General features: G+C 66.9%; 18 protein-coding genes. 11 read left to right on the top strand and 7 right to left on the bottom strand.

Going from position 1 to position 17,560, the window contains the following annotated elements; translation table 11 throughout:
* Positions 1-154: 154 nt before the first annotated feature.
* The 4 genes from BST17_RS05700 to BST17_RS05715 all read right to left on the bottom strand — a co-directional run bounded on the left by BST17_RS05700 (position 155) and on the right by BST17_RS05715 (position 4,243).
* The gene (locus tag BST17_RS05700) at positions 155-976 is read right to left on the bottom strand and encodes an ATP-binding cassette domain-containing protein (protein WP_083056006.1); all 822 of its coding nucleotides are present in this window, start codon (positions 974-976) and stop codon (positions 155-157) included.
* A 4-nt stretch (positions 977-980) separates the two neighbouring features.
* On the bottom strand, positions 981-2,039 hold the full coding sequence (locus BST17_RS05705) for an ABC transporter permease (protein WP_083056007.1): 1,059 nt from the start codon (positions 2,037-2,039) through the stop codon (positions 981-983).
* Positions 2,040-2,059: 20 nt separating this feature from the next.
* Positions 2,060-3,082: a substrate-binding domain-containing protein gene (locus tag BST17_RS05710; RefSeq protein WP_083056008.1), complete on the bottom strand. Its 1,023-nt coding sequence runs from the start codon at positions 3,080-3,082 to the stop codon at positions 2,060-2,062.
* A 141-nt stretch (positions 3,083-3,223) separates the two neighbouring features.
* Entirely contained in the window at positions 3,224-4,243 is a 1,020-nt protein-coding gene (locus BST17_RS05715; RefSeq protein WP_083056009.1) for a LacI family DNA-binding transcriptional regulator, read from the bottom strand.
* A gap of 93 nt (positions 4,244-4,336) precedes the next feature.
* Between BST17_RS05715 and BST17_RS05720 the strand changes: the two genes are divergently transcribed.
* Together BST17_RS05720 and BST17_RS05725 are read left to right on the top strand one after the other, a co-directional pair.
* A complete protein-coding gene (locus BST17_RS05720) occupies positions 4,337-5,308 on the top strand; it encodes a Gfo/Idh/MocA family oxidoreductase (RefSeq protein WP_083056010.1) in 972 nt (323 codons plus the stop codon).
* The gene (locus BST17_RS05725; RefSeq protein WP_083056012.1) at positions 5,305-6,069 is read left to right on the top strand and encodes a TIM barrel protein; all 765 of its coding nucleotides are present in this window, start codon (positions 5,305-5,307) and stop codon (positions 6,067-6,069) included. The genes BST17_RS05720 and BST17_RS05725 overlap by 4 nt, the downstream gene beginning before the upstream one ends.
* Positions 6,070-6,142: 73 nt before the next feature.
* Here BST17_RS05725 and BST17_RS05730 read toward each other — a convergent pair whose 3' ends face one another.
* Positions 6,143-7,543, bottom strand: coding sequence for a sugar porter family MFS transporter (locus BST17_RS05730; RefSeq protein ID WP_083056014.1), 1,401 nt, complete (start codon positions 7,541-7,543; stop codon positions 6,143-6,145).
* Between the two features lie 75 nt (positions 7,544-7,618).
* Positions 7,619-7,837: a hypothetical protein gene (locus tag BST17_RS30015; protein WP_456238121.1), complete on the bottom strand. Its 219-nt coding sequence runs from the start codon at positions 7,835-7,837 to the stop codon at positions 7,619-7,621.
* A 56-nt stretch (positions 7,838-7,893) separates the two neighbouring features.
* On the opposite strand from BST17_RS30015, the gene BST17_RS05735 reads away from it, so the two are divergent.
* Positions 7,894-8,901, top strand: a complete 1,008-nt coding sequence (locus BST17_RS05735) for a LacI family DNA-binding transcriptional regulator (protein WP_083056098.1) — start codon at positions 7,894-7,896, stop codon at positions 8,899-8,901.
* On the opposite strand, the gene BST17_RS05740 is transcribed toward BST17_RS05735, so the two are convergent.
* Positions 8,871-9,608, bottom strand: coding sequence for a GntR family transcriptional regulator (locus tag BST17_RS05740; RefSeq protein WP_269149837.1), 738 nt, complete (start codon positions 9,606-9,608; stop codon positions 8,871-8,873). The two genes, BST17_RS05735 and BST17_RS05740, sit on opposite strands and share 31 nt — an antisense overlap.
* 148 nt (positions 9,609-9,756) lie before the next feature.
* On the opposite strand from BST17_RS05740, the gene iolC reads away from it, so the two are divergent.
* The 8 genes from iolC to BST17_RS05780 form a co-directional block, all read left to right on the top strand.
* The gene (gene iolC / locus BST17_RS05745; RefSeq protein ID WP_083056016.1) at positions 9,757-10,776 is read left to right on the top strand and encodes a 5-dehydro-2-deoxygluconokinase; all 1,020 of its coding nucleotides are present in this window, start codon (positions 9,757-9,759) and stop codon (positions 10,774-10,776) included.
* On the top strand, positions 10,769-11,671 hold the full coding sequence (locus BST17_RS05750; RefSeq protein WP_083056018.1) for a Cgl0159 family (beta/alpha)8-fold protein: 903 nt from the start codon (positions 10,769-10,771) through the stop codon (positions 11,669-11,671). Before iolC ends, BST17_RS05750 begins: the two co-directional genes overlap by 8 nt.
* Before the next feature lies 1 nt (position 11,672).
* Positions 11,673-12,542 carry a 5-deoxy-glucuronate isomerase gene (gene iolB, locus BST17_RS05755; RefSeq protein WP_083056020.1) on the top strand — a complete coding sequence of 290 codons (870 nt, stop codon included), beginning with the start codon at positions 11,673-11,675 and terminating at the stop codon, positions 12,540-12,542.
* Positions 12,543-12,545: 3 nt separating this feature from the next.
* On the top strand, positions 12,546-14,495 hold the full coding sequence (iolD, locus tag BST17_RS05760; RefSeq protein WP_083056022.1) for a 3D-(3,5/4)-trihydroxycyclohexane-1,2-dione acylhydrolase (decyclizing): 1,950 nt from the start codon (positions 12,546-12,548) through the stop codon (positions 14,493-14,495).
* 14 nt (positions 14,496-14,509) lie between these two features.
* The gene (locus BST17_RS05765; RefSeq protein WP_083056024.1) at positions 14,510-15,430 is read left to right on the top strand and encodes a sugar phosphate isomerase/epimerase family protein; all 921 of its coding nucleotides are present in this window, start codon (positions 14,510-14,512) and stop codon (positions 15,428-15,430) included.
* 16 nt (positions 15,431-15,446) lie between these two features.
* On the top strand, positions 15,447-16,466 hold the full coding sequence (locus BST17_RS05770) for a Gfo/Idh/MocA family protein (protein WP_083056026.1): 1,020 nt from the start codon (positions 15,447-15,449) through the stop codon (positions 16,464-16,466).
* Position 16,467: 1 nt separating this feature from the next.
* A complete protein-coding gene (locus BST17_RS05775; protein ID WP_083056028.1) occupies positions 16,468-17,343 on the top strand; it encodes a sugar phosphate isomerase/epimerase family protein in 876 nt (291 codons plus the stop codon).
* A 5-nt stretch (positions 17,344-17,348) separates the two neighbouring features.
* On the top strand, positions 17,349-17,560 hold a 212-nt coding region (locus BST17_RS05780), incomplete at its 3' end, for an aldehyde dehydrogenase family protein (RefSeq protein ID WP_133053512.1).

Consider the following 17,560-nt stretch of genomic DNA (forward strand, 5'->3'; position numbering starts at 1 on the left):
GTCTTCAGCACCCCTGCCGCGTCCGCGATGCCTTCGATGCGACCGGAGCTCGGACCCCTGCTGAAACAGTTTCCGTGTCGACAGTCGAGCCGACACACGACAACGGCGCGGTCCCGTCCGGTGTCCGGACGAAACCGCGCCGAGGACGGTTGGGTTACTTGCTTCCGCGCAGCTCGTGGCTCAATGCCTCGAGCTCGTCGCCGCCGGCCATCTGCTGGGTCAGGTGCTCGAGCGTGATCTCGTCGTACGTGCAGTCCAGCTTCTGCCGCCCGCGGTTGAGCAGCACGAAATGGTCACCGACCATGTGGGCGTGGTGCGGGTTGTGCGTGATGAACACGACGCCGAACCCCGCCTCCTTGGCCGCGGTGATGTATTTGAGCACCACACCGGACTGCTTGACGCCCAGCGCCGCGGTCGGCTCATCCAGGATCAGCACCCGCGCACCGAAGAAGACCGCCCGCGCGATCGCCACGCACTGGCGCTGACCGCCGGACAGCGAGCCGATCGGCGCGTCGACGTCAGGGAGTTCGATGCCCATCTTCGACAGCTCGGCCAGCGTGGTGGCCCGCATCGCGTTGGCGTCCAGCGACCACGGGAACGATTTCTTGCGGACCTCCTGACCCAGGAAGAAGTTGCGCCACACCGGCATCAACGGGACGACGGCCAGGTTCTGGTAAACGGTCGCGATGCCCTTGTCCAGCGCGTCGGCGGGTGAGGAGAACCTCGTCGACTCACCGTCGACCAGCAGATCACCGTCGGTCTGCTGGTGCAGGCCCGCGATGATCTTGATGAGCGTGGATTTCCCGGCGCCATTGTCACCGAGGATGCCGGTCACCTCGCCGGCATGTACCCGCAGGCTGATGTCCTTCAGCGCGGTGATGTTGCCGTAGGACTTGCCGACGTTGCGCAGTTCGACCAGCGGCACCTTCTTACCGTCCGAGGCTGCGTTGCTGGGGGTTTCGACTGTTGCGGTCATCAGATCACTTCTTCGCTGCGTAGTTACGGAAGGCGTTGTTGGCGATCACCGCGAACAGCAGCATGCCGCCCAGGAAGAACTTGAACCAGTCCGGGTCCCAGCCCGCATAGACGATGCCCTGGTTGGTCATACCGAAGATGAACGCACCGATGGCCGCGCCGATCGCGGTGCCGTAGCCACCGGTGAGCAGGCAGCCACCGATGACCGCGGCGATGATGTAGAAGAACTCGTTGCCGATGCCCTGACCGGACTGCACGGTGTTGAACGCGAACAGCAGGTGCATGCCGACGAACCAGGCACAGAAGCCGACGAACGTGAACAGGCCGATCTTGACCTTGGTCACCGGGATACCGATGGCGCGGGCGCTCTCGGCGTCACCGCCGACGGCGAAGATCCAGTTGCCGATCTTCGTCTTGAACAACACCCAGGTGGCCACCGCGGTGAACACCAGCCACCACAGCACCGTCACGCGGATACCGACGCCGAACACGGTGAAGGAGGAGGAGAACACCTTCTGCGCCGAATCCCAGCCGGCCATGTCGCTGACACTCTGGGTGGCCACCTGTCCGGCAACCAATTTGGTGACCGCCAGGTTGATACCGGCCAGCATGAAGAACGTACTCAGGGTGATCAGGAAGCTGGGGATCTTGGTCTTCATCACCAGGAAGCCGTTGAAGAAGCCGACCACCAGCGACAGCACCAGGGCCAGCGCCGCCCCGACCCACAGGTTCAGGTGCAGGTTGTAGGCGAGCATCGATGCCGCCAGCGAGCTGAACGTCACCGCCACACCGGCCGACAGATCGAACTCGCCGCCGATCATCAGTACGGCCACGCCGCAGGCCATGATCCCGATGGTGCTGCTGGCATAGAGCACCGTCGCCAGCGAAGAGGCCTCGCGGAACGGCGGCGCCACGATGAGGAAGGCGATGAAGATCCCGATCGCGCCGATACCGGCACCCATCTCGGGACGGATCAGTATGCGTTGTACCCGGTTCCGTTCTTTGACGCGTTCGTCGCGGACGACGTCGTGATTGTCGAGGGTCACCTCGGTCTGAGTGGACATCTCTGCTCTTTCCGACACTGCTAGCGGGTTCCGCCCTTGGCCAGTTCGGCCACGGCGTCGATGTTGGACTTGTCGATGAACGACGGGCCGGTGAGGGTGGCCTGGCCGCCGCCGATCAGGTTCTTGTTGGACAGGTACAACCACAGCGAGTCGATGGCGAGGTAGCCCTGCAGGTAGGGCTGCTGGTCGACGGCCCACTGCACGTCGCCGTTCTGGATGGCGTCGACCAGCGCGGCATTGGTGTCGAAGGTGGTGATGTTTGCCTGGCTACCGGCGTTGGCCTTCGACTGCACTGCGGTCAGCGCGATCGGCGCACCGAGGGCGACGAACGTGTCGACGGTCGGATCCTGCTGCATCTTGGCGGTGATCGTCGCCTCCACCGACGGCATGTCCTTGCTGTTGACGTTGAGGATCTCGGTCTGGCCGCCGAAGCCTTCCTTCACACCGGCACAGCGTGATTCGAGTGCCACCTGGCCCTGCTCCTGGATGATGCAGACGACCTTCTTGGCACCGTCGGCGGTCAGCCGCTCGCCGGCGGCGATTCCGGCCAGGCGTTCGTCCTGGCCGAAGTACTGACCGACGCCCAGGGCCTTGAAGTTGTCGAAGCCCGAGTTGAACGCGACCACCGGAATGCCCTTGTCGATGGCGGCTTTCAAGGCCGGACCCATGGCGTCGGGCTTGGCCAGCGTGACGGCGATCCCGTCGACACCGCTGTCGATGGCGCTCTGCACCAGATTCGCCTGATTGGGCGCCTCGGGGTCCGCGGAGTAGCGCAGCTCGATGTTGTCCTTCTGCGCCGCGGCTTCGGCACCCTTGCGGATGAGGTCCCAGAAGGTGTCACCCGGCACCTCGTGGGTGATCATCGCGATGGTCATGCGCGGGGTGTCGACCGTGCCGCCACCGCTGCCGCCGTCACCCGAGCCCTCGGGTGCACCACCGGTGGACGAACACGCCACCATGCTCACTGCCAGCACGCCCGCCCCGGTGAAGGCTGCGAGCCGCTTGAACGACTGGGTTACTCGGCTCTTCGCGCGAGCGCTCATCGCTGTATCTCCTCGTTGTCTTTTCGCCGTGTCGCCCGCCCCGGTCGGACCGGCCGGGTGCCGGACGCTACGCCTGCAGGATTGATGTAATACGGCTCACACCCGAAAGTCAATACTTTGTCCTGACATTAGGACTGCAAGTCATTTGTCCGCCGCCATTTCCGCAGGCAGCTCGTCCACCGCGCGGGTCGAACCTCGCACGACGAGTGTCGGCTCGCGAACCAGATCCACCGCATCGGTGCATCCGGCGGACCGATCCAGCCGCCCGATCAACCGCTGCACCGCCGCGCCGGCCAAGCCTATGGCGTCCTGGCGCACCGTGGTGAGGTCCACATGGGCCAGCCCGGCCAGCGGGCTGTCATCGAAGCCGAGCACCGACACCTGTTGCGGCACCGAGATTCCCGCGCGAATCAGCACATCCATGACACCCAGGGCGCACCGGTCGTTGAAGGCGAACACCGCGGTGGGCACATCCCGCTCGGTCAGCATCGCCGCCGCGGCCGCGGCTCCTTCCCGTTCGGTGAGCCCGCCGGGACGAACCGATAGCGACAAGCCGGCCGCATCGACCGCGCGCCGATAACCCCGTAGCCGGTCTGCGGCGCCCGGCGCCCTGCCACCATCGAGGTAAACGATGCGTCGGTGGCCCAGGCCGATCAGATGATCGGTTCCCAGCACCGCCCCTGCGCCGTCGTCGCTGCGCACGGCATCGACCCCGCGTACCCGGCGGGCCAGCACCACCACCGGCGCCCGCGCGGCGAGCTCCGCGATCTGCCGGGCGGATGATTGCGGACCGATCAGCACCAGACCCTCGCACTGCTCGTCGATGAGGGTCCGCTGGGCCCGCGTCTCGTCGCGATGTGGGGTGATCCCGCTGAGGACGACGTCGTAACCGAACTCCTCGGCAGCCACATAGACACCATCGACGAGGTCGGCGTGGAACTCCTGCCCGACGGTGAAGGTGACGCCCAGCAACTTGGTGCGGTGTTGACGCAATCTGCGCGCCCGCGGGTCCGGTCGGTATCCCAGCTCCTCGGCCGCACGTCGCACCCGGTCGCGCGTCTGATCGCTCGCACCGGCCGCGTCGCGCATGACGATGGACACCAACGCCACCGACACCCCGGCCCGTGCGGCGACATCGGCCAGCGTCGGTCTGCGATCCACGACAGCAGTCTAGAACGTTCTAGGAATTTCATTGACGAAACGGCGGTGAGCGCCCTACCTTCTTCTAGAACGTTCTAGTCGATCGGAGTTCCCATGTCCGCACCCATCTCCTTCGGTCTCATCGGAGCCGGCTGGATCGGCAGTTTCCATGCCGAGACCCTCGCCTCCCGTCTGCCGCACACCCGCCTTGCCGCCGTCGCCGACCCGGTGCCCGGTGCCGCCGAGAGATTCTCGGGCGCAACGGCATACACCGATCCCCTGGAGCTCATTGCCGACCCCGCCGTGCAGGCCGTGGCCATCTGCTCCCCCGCCACCAGCCATGCCGACCTGGTGGTCGCGGCCGCACAGGCCGGCAAGCACGTGTTCTGCGAGAAGCCGATGGCGCTCACGCTCGATGACGCCGACCGGGCCATCGACGCTGCCCGCTCGGCCGGCGTGGCACTGCAGGTCGGGTTCAACCGTCGCTTCGCCGCCGATTTCGCCGATATCCGGGCCCGTATCGAGGCCGGTCAGATCGGCACCCCGCAGATGCTGCGCTCACTGACCCGCGATCCCGGCATCTCGGCCGACGTCGCCGCAAGGGTCACACCGTGGACGATCTTCAACGAGACGCTGATCCACGACTTCGACACGCTGTGCTGGCTCAACCCGGGTGCGCGCGTCACCGAGGTCTACGCCCAGGCCGACGCACTGGTCCACCCACAGTTCGCCGACCAGGGTTTCCTGGACACCTCGGTCGTACAACTGCGTTTCGACAACGGCGCGTTCGCGATCGCCGAGGCGAGCTTCCAGGCGGTCTACGGATACGACGTCCGCGGTGAGGTGTTCGGATCCGGTGGCGTACTGCTTGCCGGGCGCGACCCCGCACAGGCGGGCACGCTGAACACCGAACTGTTCGCCGATGCCTACACCGCGCAATTCGCCGACTTCGCCGCCCACGTGCAGGCCGGTACCGAGCCCTCGGTCACCGGCGTCGACGCCCGCATCGCACTCGAAATCGCCTTGGCCGCACGCGAGTCGATCGAGACCAAGGCACCGGTCGTGTTGAGCGGGGTCGCAGCATGAGACTTGCCGTGTGCTCTGAGATGGTGTTCCGGGACCTGCCCATCCTGGACCGGGTCAAGCGGATCGACGAACTCGGTTTCGACGTGGAGATCTGGAGTTGGCACGACAAGGACCTGGACGCACTGGCCAAGACCGGCGCCCGGTTCTCGTCGATGACCGGATACCTGCACGGTGACCTGATCGACCCGGACAGCGCCGACGAGGTGGTACGCACCGCCGAGCTGAGCATCAAAGCCGCCGAGACGCTCGGGGTTCCGCGGCTCAACCTGCACACCGCCGAGCTGGTCGACGGCCAGGCGGCCCGCCCGCGGCAGCGCGCGACCGGCCAGATGTGGCTGACGGCCCTGCGGGCGCTGGAACGCATCGGGGAGCTGGGCGCCCGGGCCGGCGTCACGTTCTGCGTGGAAAATCTGAACACCGTCGTGGACCATCCGGGCGTGCCGCTGGCCCGCGCCAAGGACACCTTGGCGCTCATCGAAGGTGTCGGACATCCGAACGTGAAGATGATGCTGGACCTCTATCACGCCCAGATCGGCGAGGGAAACCTCGTCGAGCTGGTCCGCCGCTGCGGGGCGGCGATCGGGGAGATCCAGGTCGCCGACGTCCCCGGCCGCTGCGAACCGGGCATCGGGGAGATCCACTACCCGGTGGTGGCAAAGGCACTGCGCGACATCGGGTATGACGGCACCGTCGGCCTGGAAGCCTGGGCCGCCGGTGACAGCACCGCCGCGTTGGAGGCGTTCCGCGCGGCGTTCTCCTGACGCCGCTCCCCCGGCGAGCAGACGCGTGTGCCCCTGGAATCCAGTATTTCAGGGGCACACGCGTCTGCTGGCGCTAGGAGGTGACGGACTCGGTGTGCTCGGCCTCGAAGCGTTCTTCGAGTTCCTCCAGGGTGGCTCCCTTGGTCTCGGGAACCAGGCGCTGCACGAAGATCCACGAACCGACGTTGACGGCGACGAACAGCAGGAAGGTGCCGGTCGACCCCAGCGCGGAGTTCAGCAGCGGGAACAGGAACGAGATGATGGCGTTGGTGCACCACAGCACGAACACCGCGATACCCATGGCGAACCCGCGGATACTGAGCGGGAAGATCTCCGAGAGCAGCAGCCACACCACGGTGCCGATGAACATCTGCACGAATCCGACGAACAGGATCATGCAGGCCAGGATCACGTAGCTGCGCATCGTCGACTCGGCGAGCAGGAACACCAGCGCGAGCGCGAGCTGCGATCCGGCGACGCCGGCGAATCCGATCAGCAGCATGGTGCGCCGGCCGACGAAGCCCAGCAGGATGATCCCGATGATCGTGGTGGTCACCGAGGTGACGCCGACGGCGATGGTCGCGACCAGCGCGGCACTCACCCCGAGTCCGCTCTCCTCCAGGATGGTCGGCGCGTAGTAGTTGACGGTGTTGATGCCGGTGGCCTGCTGCACGACCGCGAGTCCGCACCCGATGAGCAGCACCCGGCGGATCCATGGCACATCCCGGATGACACTGAACGGCGCGCTTTTGGTCTTGAGCATGTGTTCGGTGTGCTCGACGATCACCTCGTACTCGGCGTCGGCCTCGGCCGGCGGACGGCTCAGGCCGAGCACCGCGCGCGCCTCGGACATCCGTCCCTTCAACCCGTACCAGCGCGGCGAGTCCGGCAGCACCAGCATGCCCAGCAACAACGCGACCGCGGGCACGGTGGCCACACCCAGCATGATGCGCCAGACGTGCGGGTCGTGAATCAGGTGGTCCAGCAGTGCATTTGTGGCGAAGGCCAGCATCTGACCGGTGACGATCATCAGTTCGTTGATGGTCACCATGCGACCGCGCCGGTCGGCGGGTGCCATCTCGGCCAGGTAGAGCGGGCAGGTGACCGCGGCCGCGCCGACACCGAGACCCAGCACGATGCGCGCCGCGACCATCAGCTGGACGTTCGGGGCGATCGCGCAGCCGAGCGCGCCGACCAGGAACAGCCCCGCGCACACCAGCAGGCTGCGTTTGCGTCCGATCCGGTCGGCCACCCGACCGCCGAACAGGGCGCCGAAGGCCGCGCCGGGGAAGAGCAGCGAGCTGACGACGGTCGCCTCGCCGAAGGCGCTGAGCTGCAGGTCGTCCTTCATGTAGAGCAGCGCACCGGAGATGACCCCGGTGTCGTATCCGAAGAGCAGTCCACCCAGGGTCGCGATGACCGTCAGCTTGGTGAGGAACCTGCCCGAATTCTGAGTGCCGGTGGCAGTCGCCATGGGTATGTTTCCTTCGTTACTAAAGCGCGTTAGTAACGCGCGTTAGGTCTAATATGGGCGGCGACCGAAGATGTGTCAACCGTCACGCCGCGAGGAAGGACCCGATGACAGCCACACCCGCGCGTCCGTCCCGGCCGACCGGATCCGATGCGCGTCCGTCCCGGCCGACCGGATCCGATGCGCGTCCGTCCCGGCCGACCGGATCCGATGCGCGTCCGTCCCGGCCGACCGGACCCGATGCGCGTCCGTCCCGGCCGACCGGATCCGATGCGCGTCCGTCCCGGCCGACCGGATCCGATGCGCGTCCGTCCCGGCCGACCGGACCCGATGCGCGTCCGTCCCGGCCGACGATGGCCGACGTGGCGACCCGCGCCGGCGTCTCCCGCACCCTGGTGTCGTTCATCCTCGACGGAAAGCCCGGCGCCAGTGAGGAAACGCGCCAACGGGTACTCGCGGTGGCACAACAGATCGGCTACCGGCCGGACTCGGCGGCGCGACTGCTGGCGCGCGGACGCAGCCGCACGCTCGGCGTGCTGATGGACGTCCGCCAGCTGTTCGAGGCCGAACTGGTGACCGGGATCTATCCGGCGGCCGAGCGACTCGGCTACGAAGTCCTGTTGTCGGCCAACCTCCCCGACCGCGACGAGGCCGTACCCATCGAGGCGTTGCTCAGCCACCGTTGCGGCAGCCTCATCCTGCTCGGACCTTCCTCGGGCGCCGCCGAACTGCGCATGCTGGCCGAGCGAGTGCCCGTCGTGGTGGTCGGCCGCCGGCTCGACGGACCGTCGCCGGGACTGGCGACCGTGCGCACCGATGATGCGAAGGGCATCCGCGACGCGGTCGGCTATCTCGTCGAACTCGGCCATCGCGAGATCCACCATGTCGACGGCGGCAAGGATCCCGGTTCGGCCGACCGGCGCAAGGCATACCGCGCGGCCATGCGCAGTCACGGACTCCTGAAACAGGCCAATGTCATTCCGGGCGCGCACGACGAGGCCGCCGGGGCCGCCGCCGCACGCGTGATCCTGGACTCCGCGACCCGGCCGACAGCGGTCCTGGCCGGTAACGATCGCTGTGCGATCGGACTACTGGACGGGTTGTCCCGGGCCGGCATCGACGTGCCCGGTGACATCTCCCTGATCGGCTACGACGACAGCCATCTGTCGGACAACCCGCGCATCGACCTGACCACCGTGCATCAGGATGCCGACGAACTGGCCCGGCATGCGGTGCGCCTGGCCGTCGCCATGCTGGATGGCACCGATGACACTGCCGACGTCGTGCTCGAACCGCGCCTGGTGATCCGTGGGACCACCGCGCCACCGACTCAGCGGTCGACGAGCGTGGTCTCGAAGTAGTAGCGGGACGCGCGATAACAGTGACTACCGAATTCCACCGCCCGACCGGAGTCGTCGAACGCCGTCCGGCTCATGGTCAGCAACGGCGAGCCGGCCTTCTCGTCGAGCAACCGTGCCTCGTTGCGGTTGGCCGGCTTGGCGCCGATGCGCTGACGAGCCAGCCGGATGTGAACGCCGCGGCCGCGCAGCGCCTGATAGAGCCCGCTGGCCTCGAGTTCTCCGGCATCCGGCGCGATCTCGACCGGCAGATGGTTGGTCATGACGGCCAGCGGTTCGCCGTTGGCGCAGCGGAGTCGCTGGATGGTGACGATCTCGTGGTCCTTGCCGAGATTGAGTTCGGCAGCGATCTCCTCGTCGGCGATACCGCAGTGGTACTCCAACAGCTGAGTGGTGGGTTCCTGACCGGACTTGGCGAGGTCATCGAAGAGGCTGGTCAGTTCGACGCGCCGGTGCACCGGATTCTGCACCACCTGGGTACCGACACCGCGCTTGCGGACCAGCAGACCCTTGTCGACGAGCTCCTGGATGGCGCGCCGGGTGGTGGGGCGGGACAACGCCAACCTGCTCGCCAACGCGAGTTCGTTCTCGAACCGGTCACCGGGGGCCAGCTCACCGTTGCGGATCGCCGCCTCGATCGCCTGGGCGAGCTGGTAGTAGAGGGGCACAGGGCTGGACCTGTCGAGCTCAACAGCTAAGGGCACGTCCACTCCGATCTGAGGGCTACTGAGGAAAAAGAGTAACCGAATCCGGGCAAAATGATCGAAAGTTAGAATGTCAGGACAAACTATTGACATGAGCGAGTGACGCGAGGCACAGTCTTAGGTGACGAGCCCGCCCACGATCCATGGAGCAGAAGTGTCTCTTGAAAGACCGTCCAGCACGGAACCGTTCGACGTCGTCGCCATCGGGCGAGCCGGCGTCGACGTCTACCCCCTGCAGACCGGCATCGGACTCGAAGACGTCGAATCATTCGGCAAGTTCCTCGGCGGCAGCGCGGCCAATGTCGCAGTCGCCGCCGCTCGGCTCGGCAACACGGCCGCGCTGATCTCGGGGGCCGGCAACGACCCCTTCGGCCGCTACGTGCGCAACGAGTTGGCCCGTCTCGGCGTCGACAACCGGTACGTACGCACCCACGGCGAATACCCGACCCCGGTCACCTTCTGCGAGATCTTCCCGCCGGACGACTTCCCGCTGTACTTCTACCGCAAGCCCTCGGCCCCCGACCTGCAGATCACCGCCGACGAGATCGACACCGACGCCGTCCGCGAGGCCCGGCTGTACTGGTCGACCGTCACCGGGCTGTCCGAGGAGCCCAGCCGCAGCGCGCATTTCGCCGCCTGGGAGGCGCGTTCAAGGGCGAGCGAAGCGACGGGGAACAAGCACGGCAGGAAGCCGCTGACGGTCCTCGACCTCGACTACCGCCCGATGTTCTGGGAGACCCCGGCCGCCGCGTCCGAGCAGGTCCAGAAGGCCCTGCAGTACGTCACGGTCGCCGTCGGCAACCGGGAGGAGTGCGAGATCGCCGTCGGGGAGACCAGCCCGCACAAGGCCGCCGACGCGCTGCTGGACCTCGGGGTCGAACTGGCCATCGTCAAGCAGGGCCCGCGCGGTGTGCTCGGCAAGACCAGGCACAGCTCGGTGACCGTGCCGCCCAACGAGGTCGACGTGGTCAACGGACTCGGTGCAGGAGACGCCTTCGGCGGCAGCCTCATCCACGGCCTGCTGCACGGCTGGTCGCTGGAGAAGACCCTGCGTTATGCCAACGCCGCGGGCGCCATCGTCGCCTCCCGCCTCGAATGCTCGACCGCGATGCCGACCGCCGCTGAGGTGGCCGAGCTCGCCGAACAGACCGCTGTGGAGGCCGTCAATGTCTAGTCCCGCATCGGCCCCCGGCGTCGCCCGGGCCGCAACCTACGCAGACCTCACCGAGATCCGCACCGCCGATCCCGCCGCGGTCGCGCGGGCCTGGCAGGCCCGCACCACGCGGCCGACGGTCCGCGGCGACGGCCGGCTGATGATCGTCGCCGCCGACCACCCGGCCCGCGGTGCACTCGCCGTCGGCGACCGGCCGACCGCCATGAACAGCCGGGTCGACCTGCTCGACCGGTTGCGCGCCGCGCTCGCCGATCCCGGCGTCGACGGGGTGCTGGCCACCGCCGACATCCTGGACGATCTCGTCCTGCTGGGCGCGCTCGAGGACAAGGTGGTGTTCTCCTCCTTCAACCGCGGCGGGCTGGCCGGGGCGCGCTTCGAATTGGACGACCGGATGACCGGCGCCACCGCGGCATCGACCGCCGCGGCGAAGATGAACGGCGGAAAGATGTTGTGCCGCATCGACCTCGACGATGCCGGCACCGTCGCCACCATGGCGGCCTGCGCGCAGGCGGTCGATGAACTGGCCGCGCACGGGCTGATCGCCATGCTGGAACCGTTCCTGTCCTCGCGCGTCAACGGCAAGGTCCGCAATGACCTCTCCCCCGATGCCGTCATCAAATCGGTGCACATCAGTCAGGGCCTCGGATCGACCTCGGCCTACACCTGGATGAAGCTGCCGGTCGTCGACGAGATGGACCGCGTCATGGAGTCCACGACCATGCCGACCCTGCTGCTGGGCGGCGACCCGACCGATCCCGATGCCGCGTTCGCCAGTTGGGAGAAGGCGCTGGCGCTGCCGGCCGTCAAGGGTCTGATCGTCGGGCGCACCCTGCTCTACCCGTCCGACGACGATGTCGCCGGGGCCGTGTCGAACGCCGTGAAGCTGGTGCGCTGAGATGAACAGCAAGTGGTACATCCCGGCCCGGTCCGCGACCGCGCCCTACACCGTCGATGTCACCCCGCAGTCGGCCGGGTGGGCCGAGTCCAGCCTGCTGGTCGTCGATCTCGATGTGGACGGGTCGGTGACCCGCAGCACCGGTGATGACGAAGTGATGATCCTGCCGCTGTCCGGCGGCGGTTCCGTGCAGGCCGGGGACGACACCTTCGAACTGTCACCGCGGGCATCGGTTTTCGACGGCCCGGCCGATATGGTCTATCTCGGCATCGACCAGACCTACACCCTGTCCGGGCATGGTCGCATCGCCATCTGTGGTGCGCGGGCCACCCGGCCGTTCCCGAACCGCCGGGTCGCGGCCGCCGATGTGCCCGTCGAGTTGCGCGGAGCGGGCAACTGCAGCAGGCAGGTACACAACTTCGGGACGGCCACGACGTTCGAGGCCGATTCGCTGATCGCCTGTGAGGTCATCACCCCCGGTGGCAACTGGTCGAGCTACCCGGCCCACAAGCATGACGAGAACAGCGACGTCGAAACGCAACTCGAAGAGATCTACTACTTCGAGATCGACGACAGCCCAGCCGGCACACCGGGATTCGGCTACCACCGGGTGTTCGGCACCCAGGAGCGGCCCATCGAGGTGCTCGAGGAGGTCCGCACCGGTGACGTCGTGCTGGTACCCCACGGCTACCACGGCCCCTCCATCGCCGCCCCCGGCCACCACATGTACTACCTGAACGTGATGGCCGGATCCGGACCCGACCGGGCCTGGCTGATCTGCGACAACCCCGACCACACCTGGCTGCGCGGCAGCTGGGAACACCAGGAAATCGATCCGCGCCTGCCGATGCGCAAGACCCAAGGAGCCTGACCCGTGGTTTCCACCGCGCCGAAGTCGACCGAGAAGCACGCCGACACCGAGGCAACCGTGCGGCTCACCGTGGCCCAGGCCACCATCCGGTTCCTCGCCAACCAGTACGTCGAACACGACGGGGAACGCACCAAGTTCTTCGCCGGCTGTTTCGGCATCTTCGGCCACGGCAACGTGGCCGGGCTGGGCCAGGCGCTGCTGCAGGACGAGGTCGAGTCGTCGGAAGCCGGGCGCGAACCCGGCCTGAAGTACGTGCTGGGCCGCAACGAGCAGGCCATGGTGCACAGCGCGGTCGCCTACGCCCGGCAGAAGGACCGGTTGCAGACCTGGGCCGTCACCGCCAGCGTCGGTCCCGGGTCGACCAACATGCTCACCGGCGCGGCGCTGGCGACCATCAACCGGCTCCCGGTGCTGCTGCTGCCCGCGGACACCTTCGCCACCCGCGTCAGCTCGCCCGTGCTGCAGGAACTCGAGCTGCCGTCCTCCGGTGATGTCACCGTCAACGACGCGTTCAAACCGCTGTCGCGCTACTTCGACCGGGTGTGGCGGCCCGAGCAGCTGCCGGCGGCCCTGCTGGGCGCGATGCGCGTGCTGACCGATCCGGTCGAGACGGGTGCGGCGACAGTGTCCATCCCGCAGGACGTCCAGGCCGAGGCACACGACTGGCCGGAATCACTGTTCGCCGAACGCACCTGGCACATCGCCCGTCCGCTGCCCGAGCGTTCGGTGATCGCCCGCGCCGCCGAGGTCATCGCCTCGGCCACCAAGCCCTTGATCGTGGCAGGCGGCGGATTGCACTACTCCTTCGCCGAGGAAGCCCTTGCTGCGCTGGCCGCACAGACTGGCATCCCGGTGGCCGAGAGCCAGGCCGGTAAGGGATCACTACGCTACGACCACCCGCAGAGCGTCGGCGCCATCGGATCGACCGGCACCACCGCCGCCAACGCGCTGGCCGCCGAGGCCGATGTGATCATCGGGATCGGGACCCGCTACAGCGATTTCACGTCCGCATCGCGCACCGCCTTCAACAATCCCGAGGTGCGGTTCGTCAACATCAACGTGGCATCGCTGGACTCGGTGAAGCAGGGCGGTATCAGTGTGGTCTCCGATGCCCGCGAGGCGATCGAGGCGCTCGGGCCGGCGCTGGCCGACTACACCGTCAGCGACGAATACCGCACCCGGGTCACCGAACTGGCCAAAGAGTGGGACGACACGGTGTCCTCGGTGTACGCCACCGAAGACGGCGTGCAGCTCAACCAGAACCAGGTCATCGGACTGGTGAATACGCTGTCGGATCCGCGGGACGTGGTGGTCTGCGCCGCCGGGTCGATGCCCGGTGATCTGCACAAGTTGTGGCGCACCCGGGACCGCAAGGGCTACCACGTCGAGTACGGGTTCTCCTGCATGGGCTACGAGATCGCCGGCGGCATCGGGGTCCGGATGGGTGCTCCCGACCGCGACGTGTTCATCATGGTCGGCGACGGTTCCTACCTGATGATGGCGACCGAGATCGCCACCGCCGTGCAGGAAGGCGTCAAGGTCATCCCGGTGCTGGTGCAGAACCACGGATTCGCCTCCATCGGTGGGCTTTCCGAGTCGCTCGGTTCTCAGCGTTTCGGCACCGACTACCGTTACCGCGGAGCCCAGGGTCGTCTCGACGGGGACAGGTTGCCGGTGGATCTGGCCGCCAACGCCGCCAGCCTGGGCGCCGACGTCATCAAGGTTGCCACCGCCGCGGAGTTCGCGGACGCGGTCAAGGTCGCCAAGGCCGCCGACGTCATCACGGTCATCTACGTCGAGACCGACCCGCGGATCTACGCCCCGGACAGCTTCTCCTGGTGGGACGTCCCCGTCAGCGAGACCTCCACCCTGGAGTCCACCCAGACCGCCTACCAGAGGTATGCGGACTGGAAGAAAGTACAGCGCCCCCTGCTCCGTCCGTCCGATCGTTAGAAGGAAACATTGCAATGTCATCAATTCTCGTGGGATCTGCACCCGACTCCTGGGGCGTCTGGTTCCCGGATGACCCGCAGCAGACCCCGTACACCCGCTTCCTCGACGAGGTCGCCGAATCGGGTTACGAGTGGATCGAACTCGGCCCGTACGGCTACCTGCCGACCGATCCGCAACAGCTTCTCGACGAACTCGGCAAGCGCAACCTCAAGTTGTCCGCCGGCACCGTGTTCGAGCACCTGCACCAGTCGCAGACCCGCGGGGACGACGCATGGAACTCGGTGTGGACCCAGATCGAAGACGTCGCGAAGCTGACCGCCGCCGTCGGCGGCAAGCATGTCGTCGTCATCCCGGAGATGTGGCGTGACCCGGCCACCGGTGCAGTACTGGAGGATCGCAACCTCACCCCCGAGCAGTGGCGGCACAAGACCCAGGGGATGAACGAACTGGGTAAGGCGATGTTCGAGAAGTACGGTGTCCGTGCGCAATACCACCCGCATGCCGACAGCCATGTCGACACCGAGGAGAACGTCTACCGCTTCCTCGACGGCACCGACGGCGAGTTCGTGAACCTGTGCCTGGACACCGGCCACATCTCCTACTGCGGCGGCGACAACATCGCGATCATCCGGCGCGCCCCCGAGCGAATCGGTTACCTGCACCTCAAGCAGGTCGATCCCGAGGTCCGCGCCAAGGTGGAGGCCGAGGATCTGCCCTTCGGTGAGGCCGTCAAGCTCGGCGCGATGACCGAACCGCCGCTGGGCATTCCGGACATGCCGCCGCTGCTCGCCGAGATCGAGAAGCTGGGCATCGATGTGTTCGCCATCGTCGAGCAGGACATGTACCCCTGCGAGGTCGACGCTCCCCTGCCCATCGCCAAGCGCACGAGTGCGTACCTGGGTTCGTGTGGTGTCCCCTCCGTCCGTTTCAACTAGAGAGTCTTTGAAAGCCATGTCTGAACTGAAGATCGCAGTCCTGGGTGTCGGCATGATGGGCGCCGACCACGTCGCGCGCATCACCGCACGCATCTCCGGTGCCCGCGTGGTCGTGGTCAACGACTACCTCACCGACAAGGCCGAGGCGATCGCCGCGGGGATCCCCGGCTGCCGGGCCATCGCCGATCCGCTCGACGCCATCGCCGATCCGGAGGTGGACGCGGTGGTGCTGGCCACCCCCGGCCCGACACATGAGAAGCAGCTGCTGGCCTGCCTGGAGCACGGCAAGCCGGTGCTGTGCGAGAAGCCGCTGACCACCGATGTCGAAAGCTCCCTCGCCGTCGTCAAGGCCGAGGCCGCGCTCGGCAAGCGGCTGATCCAGGTCGGTTTCATGCGGCGCTTCGACCACGAGTACGTGCAGCTGAAGTCGCTGCTGGACGCCGGCGAGTTCGGTGAACCGCTGGTGTTGCACTGCGTGCACCGCAACCCCGCGGTGCCGCCGAACTTCGACAGCTCGATGATCGTGCGGGACTCGCTGGTGCACGAGGTGGACGTCACACGGTTCCTGTTCGACGAAGAGATCGTGTCCGTACAGATCATCCGGCCCGCCGCGAATCCCGGTGCACCTCAGGGTCTGCAGGACCCGCAGATCGCCGTCTTCAAGACGGCATCGGGCAAGCATGTCGACGTCGAGGTGTTCGTGACCACCGGTGTCGCCTACGAGGTGCGTACCGAACTGGTCGGCGAGAAGGGCAGCGCCTTCATCGGTCTGGATGTCGGCCTGGTCCGTAAGGGTGCCCCCGGCACCTGGGGCGGCCAGATCACCCCGTCGTTCAAGGAGCGCTTCGGCCAGGCCTACGACACGGAATTCCAGCGCTGGGTGGACGCGGTCAAGGCAGGTGTCAATGTCGATGGCCCCAGCGCGTGGGACGGCTACGCCGCCGCCACCGTGTGCGAGGCCGGCGTGGAATCGCTGAACACCGGTCAGCCGGTCGAGGTGAAGCTGGTCGACCGCGCCTCCATCACGGGGGCGTGACGTGAAGATCGCACTCGATCCGACGCCGTTCCACCATGATTACGATCTGCTCGACTTCCCGAAGGTGGTGGCCGAGCTGGGATACGAGTATCTGCAGCTGACCCCGCACCGGGATTTCATCCCGTTCTTCAACCATCCCCGCGCCGATGACGACCTGGTGGCCAAGTTCCGCAAGGCCTGCACCGATGCCGGGGTGGGTATCGCCTCGGTGTTGCCGGTGTTGCGCTGGTCCAGCCCGGACCCGGATGCCCGTGAGGCCGCGGTACGCAACTGGAAGCGGGTCATCCAGATCACCGTGGACCTCGGGGTGAACGTGATCAACACCGAGTTCTCCGGTCGACCGGAGAAGGCCGAAGAGTCTGAACGGGCCTTCTTCCGGTCCATGGAGGAACTGCTGCCGATCATCGAGCGCGAGGGCATCGACGTCCGGATCGACCCGCACCCCGACGATTTCGTCGAGGACGGCCTGGAGGCGGTGCGCATCATCCGCGGCGTGAACTCCCCCAACATCGGCATGGTGTACGTCGCCTGCCACAGCTACCACATGGGCGGCAACATGGCCGAGATCATGCGCGCCGCCGGCGATAAGCTGCGCCTGGTGCACGTGGCCGACACCATGGATCACCACCGCAGCCACGGCCTGCGCTACATCACCAACCCGCCGGGCAACCCGGTACGGGTGCATCAGCACCTCAAGATCGGCGACGGTGACATCAACTGGGACGAATTCTTCGGCGGCCTGGCCGAACTCGGCTTCTACGACCGCGACGACACGGTGATGGTGTCCTCGGTCTTCGCCGAGGACGAAACCGCCCACGAGGTGTCCCGCTATCAACTCAAGACCATGACCGACTACGTCGCGAAGTACGGAAAGTAGCTGACATGAGCAAGACCATCTCCCACTGGGTCAACAACGACATCTTCACCGGCAGCTCCGATGCCACTGCGCCGGTGACGAATCCGGCGTCGGGTGCGGTGACCGGTCAGGTCGCGCTGGCCTCGGTCGAGGACTCCCGAGCGGTCATCGAGGCCGCCGCCGCGGCGTTCCCGGCCTGGCGCGACACCTCCCTGGCCAAACGCACCCAGATCCTCTT

It is taken from the genome of Mycolicibacterium bacteremicum (assembly GCF_002086115.1).
Classification (GTDB): Bacteria; Actinomycetota; Actinomycetes; order Mycobacteriales; family Mycobacteriaceae; genus Mycobacterium; species Mycobacterium bacteremicum.

Coding starts and splice junctions, on each gene's coding strand:
- BST17_RS05720 (WP_083056010.1), top strand. CDS start 4,337: ATGTCCGCACCCATCTCCTTCGGTCTCATCGGAGCCGGCTGGATCGGC.
- BST17_RS05700 (WP_083056006.1), bottom strand. CDS start 976: ATGACCGCAACAGTCGAAACCCCCAGCAACGCAGCCTCGGACGGTAAG.
- iolB (WP_083056020.1), top strand. CDS start 11,673: ATGAACAGCAAGTGGTACATCCCGGCCCGGTCCGCGACCGCGCCCTAC.
- BST17_RS05750 (WP_083056018.1), top strand. CDS start 10,769: ATGTCTAGTCCCGCATCGGCCCCCGGCGTCGCCCGGGCCGCAACCTAC.
- BST17_RS05705 (WP_083056007.1), bottom strand. CDS start 2,039: ATGTCCACTCAGACCGAGGTGACCCTCGACAATCACGACGTCGTCCGC.
- BST17_RS05730 (WP_083056014.1), bottom strand. CDS start 7,543: ATGGCGACTGCCACCGGCACTCAGAATTCGGGCAGGTTCCTCACCAAG.
- BST17_RS05765 (WP_083056024.1), top strand. CDS start 14,510: ATGTCATCAATTCTCGTGGGATCTGCACCCGACTCCTGGGGCGTCTGG.
- BST17_RS05735 (WP_083056098.1), top strand. CDS start 7,894: ATGGCCGACGTGGCGACCCGCGCCGGCGTCTCCCGCACCCTGGTGTCG.
- BST17_RS05710 (WP_083056008.1), bottom strand. CDS start 3,082: ATGAGCGCTCGCGCGAAGAGCCGAGTAACCCAGTCGTTCAAGCGGCTC.
- BST17_RS05770 (WP_083056026.1), top strand. CDS start 15,447: ATGTCTGAACTGAAGATCGCAGTCCTGGGTGTCGGCATGATGGGCGCC.
- BST17_RS05725 (WP_083056012.1), top strand. CDS start 5,305: ATGAGACTTGCCGTGTGCTCTGAGATGGTGTTCCGGGACCTGCCCATC.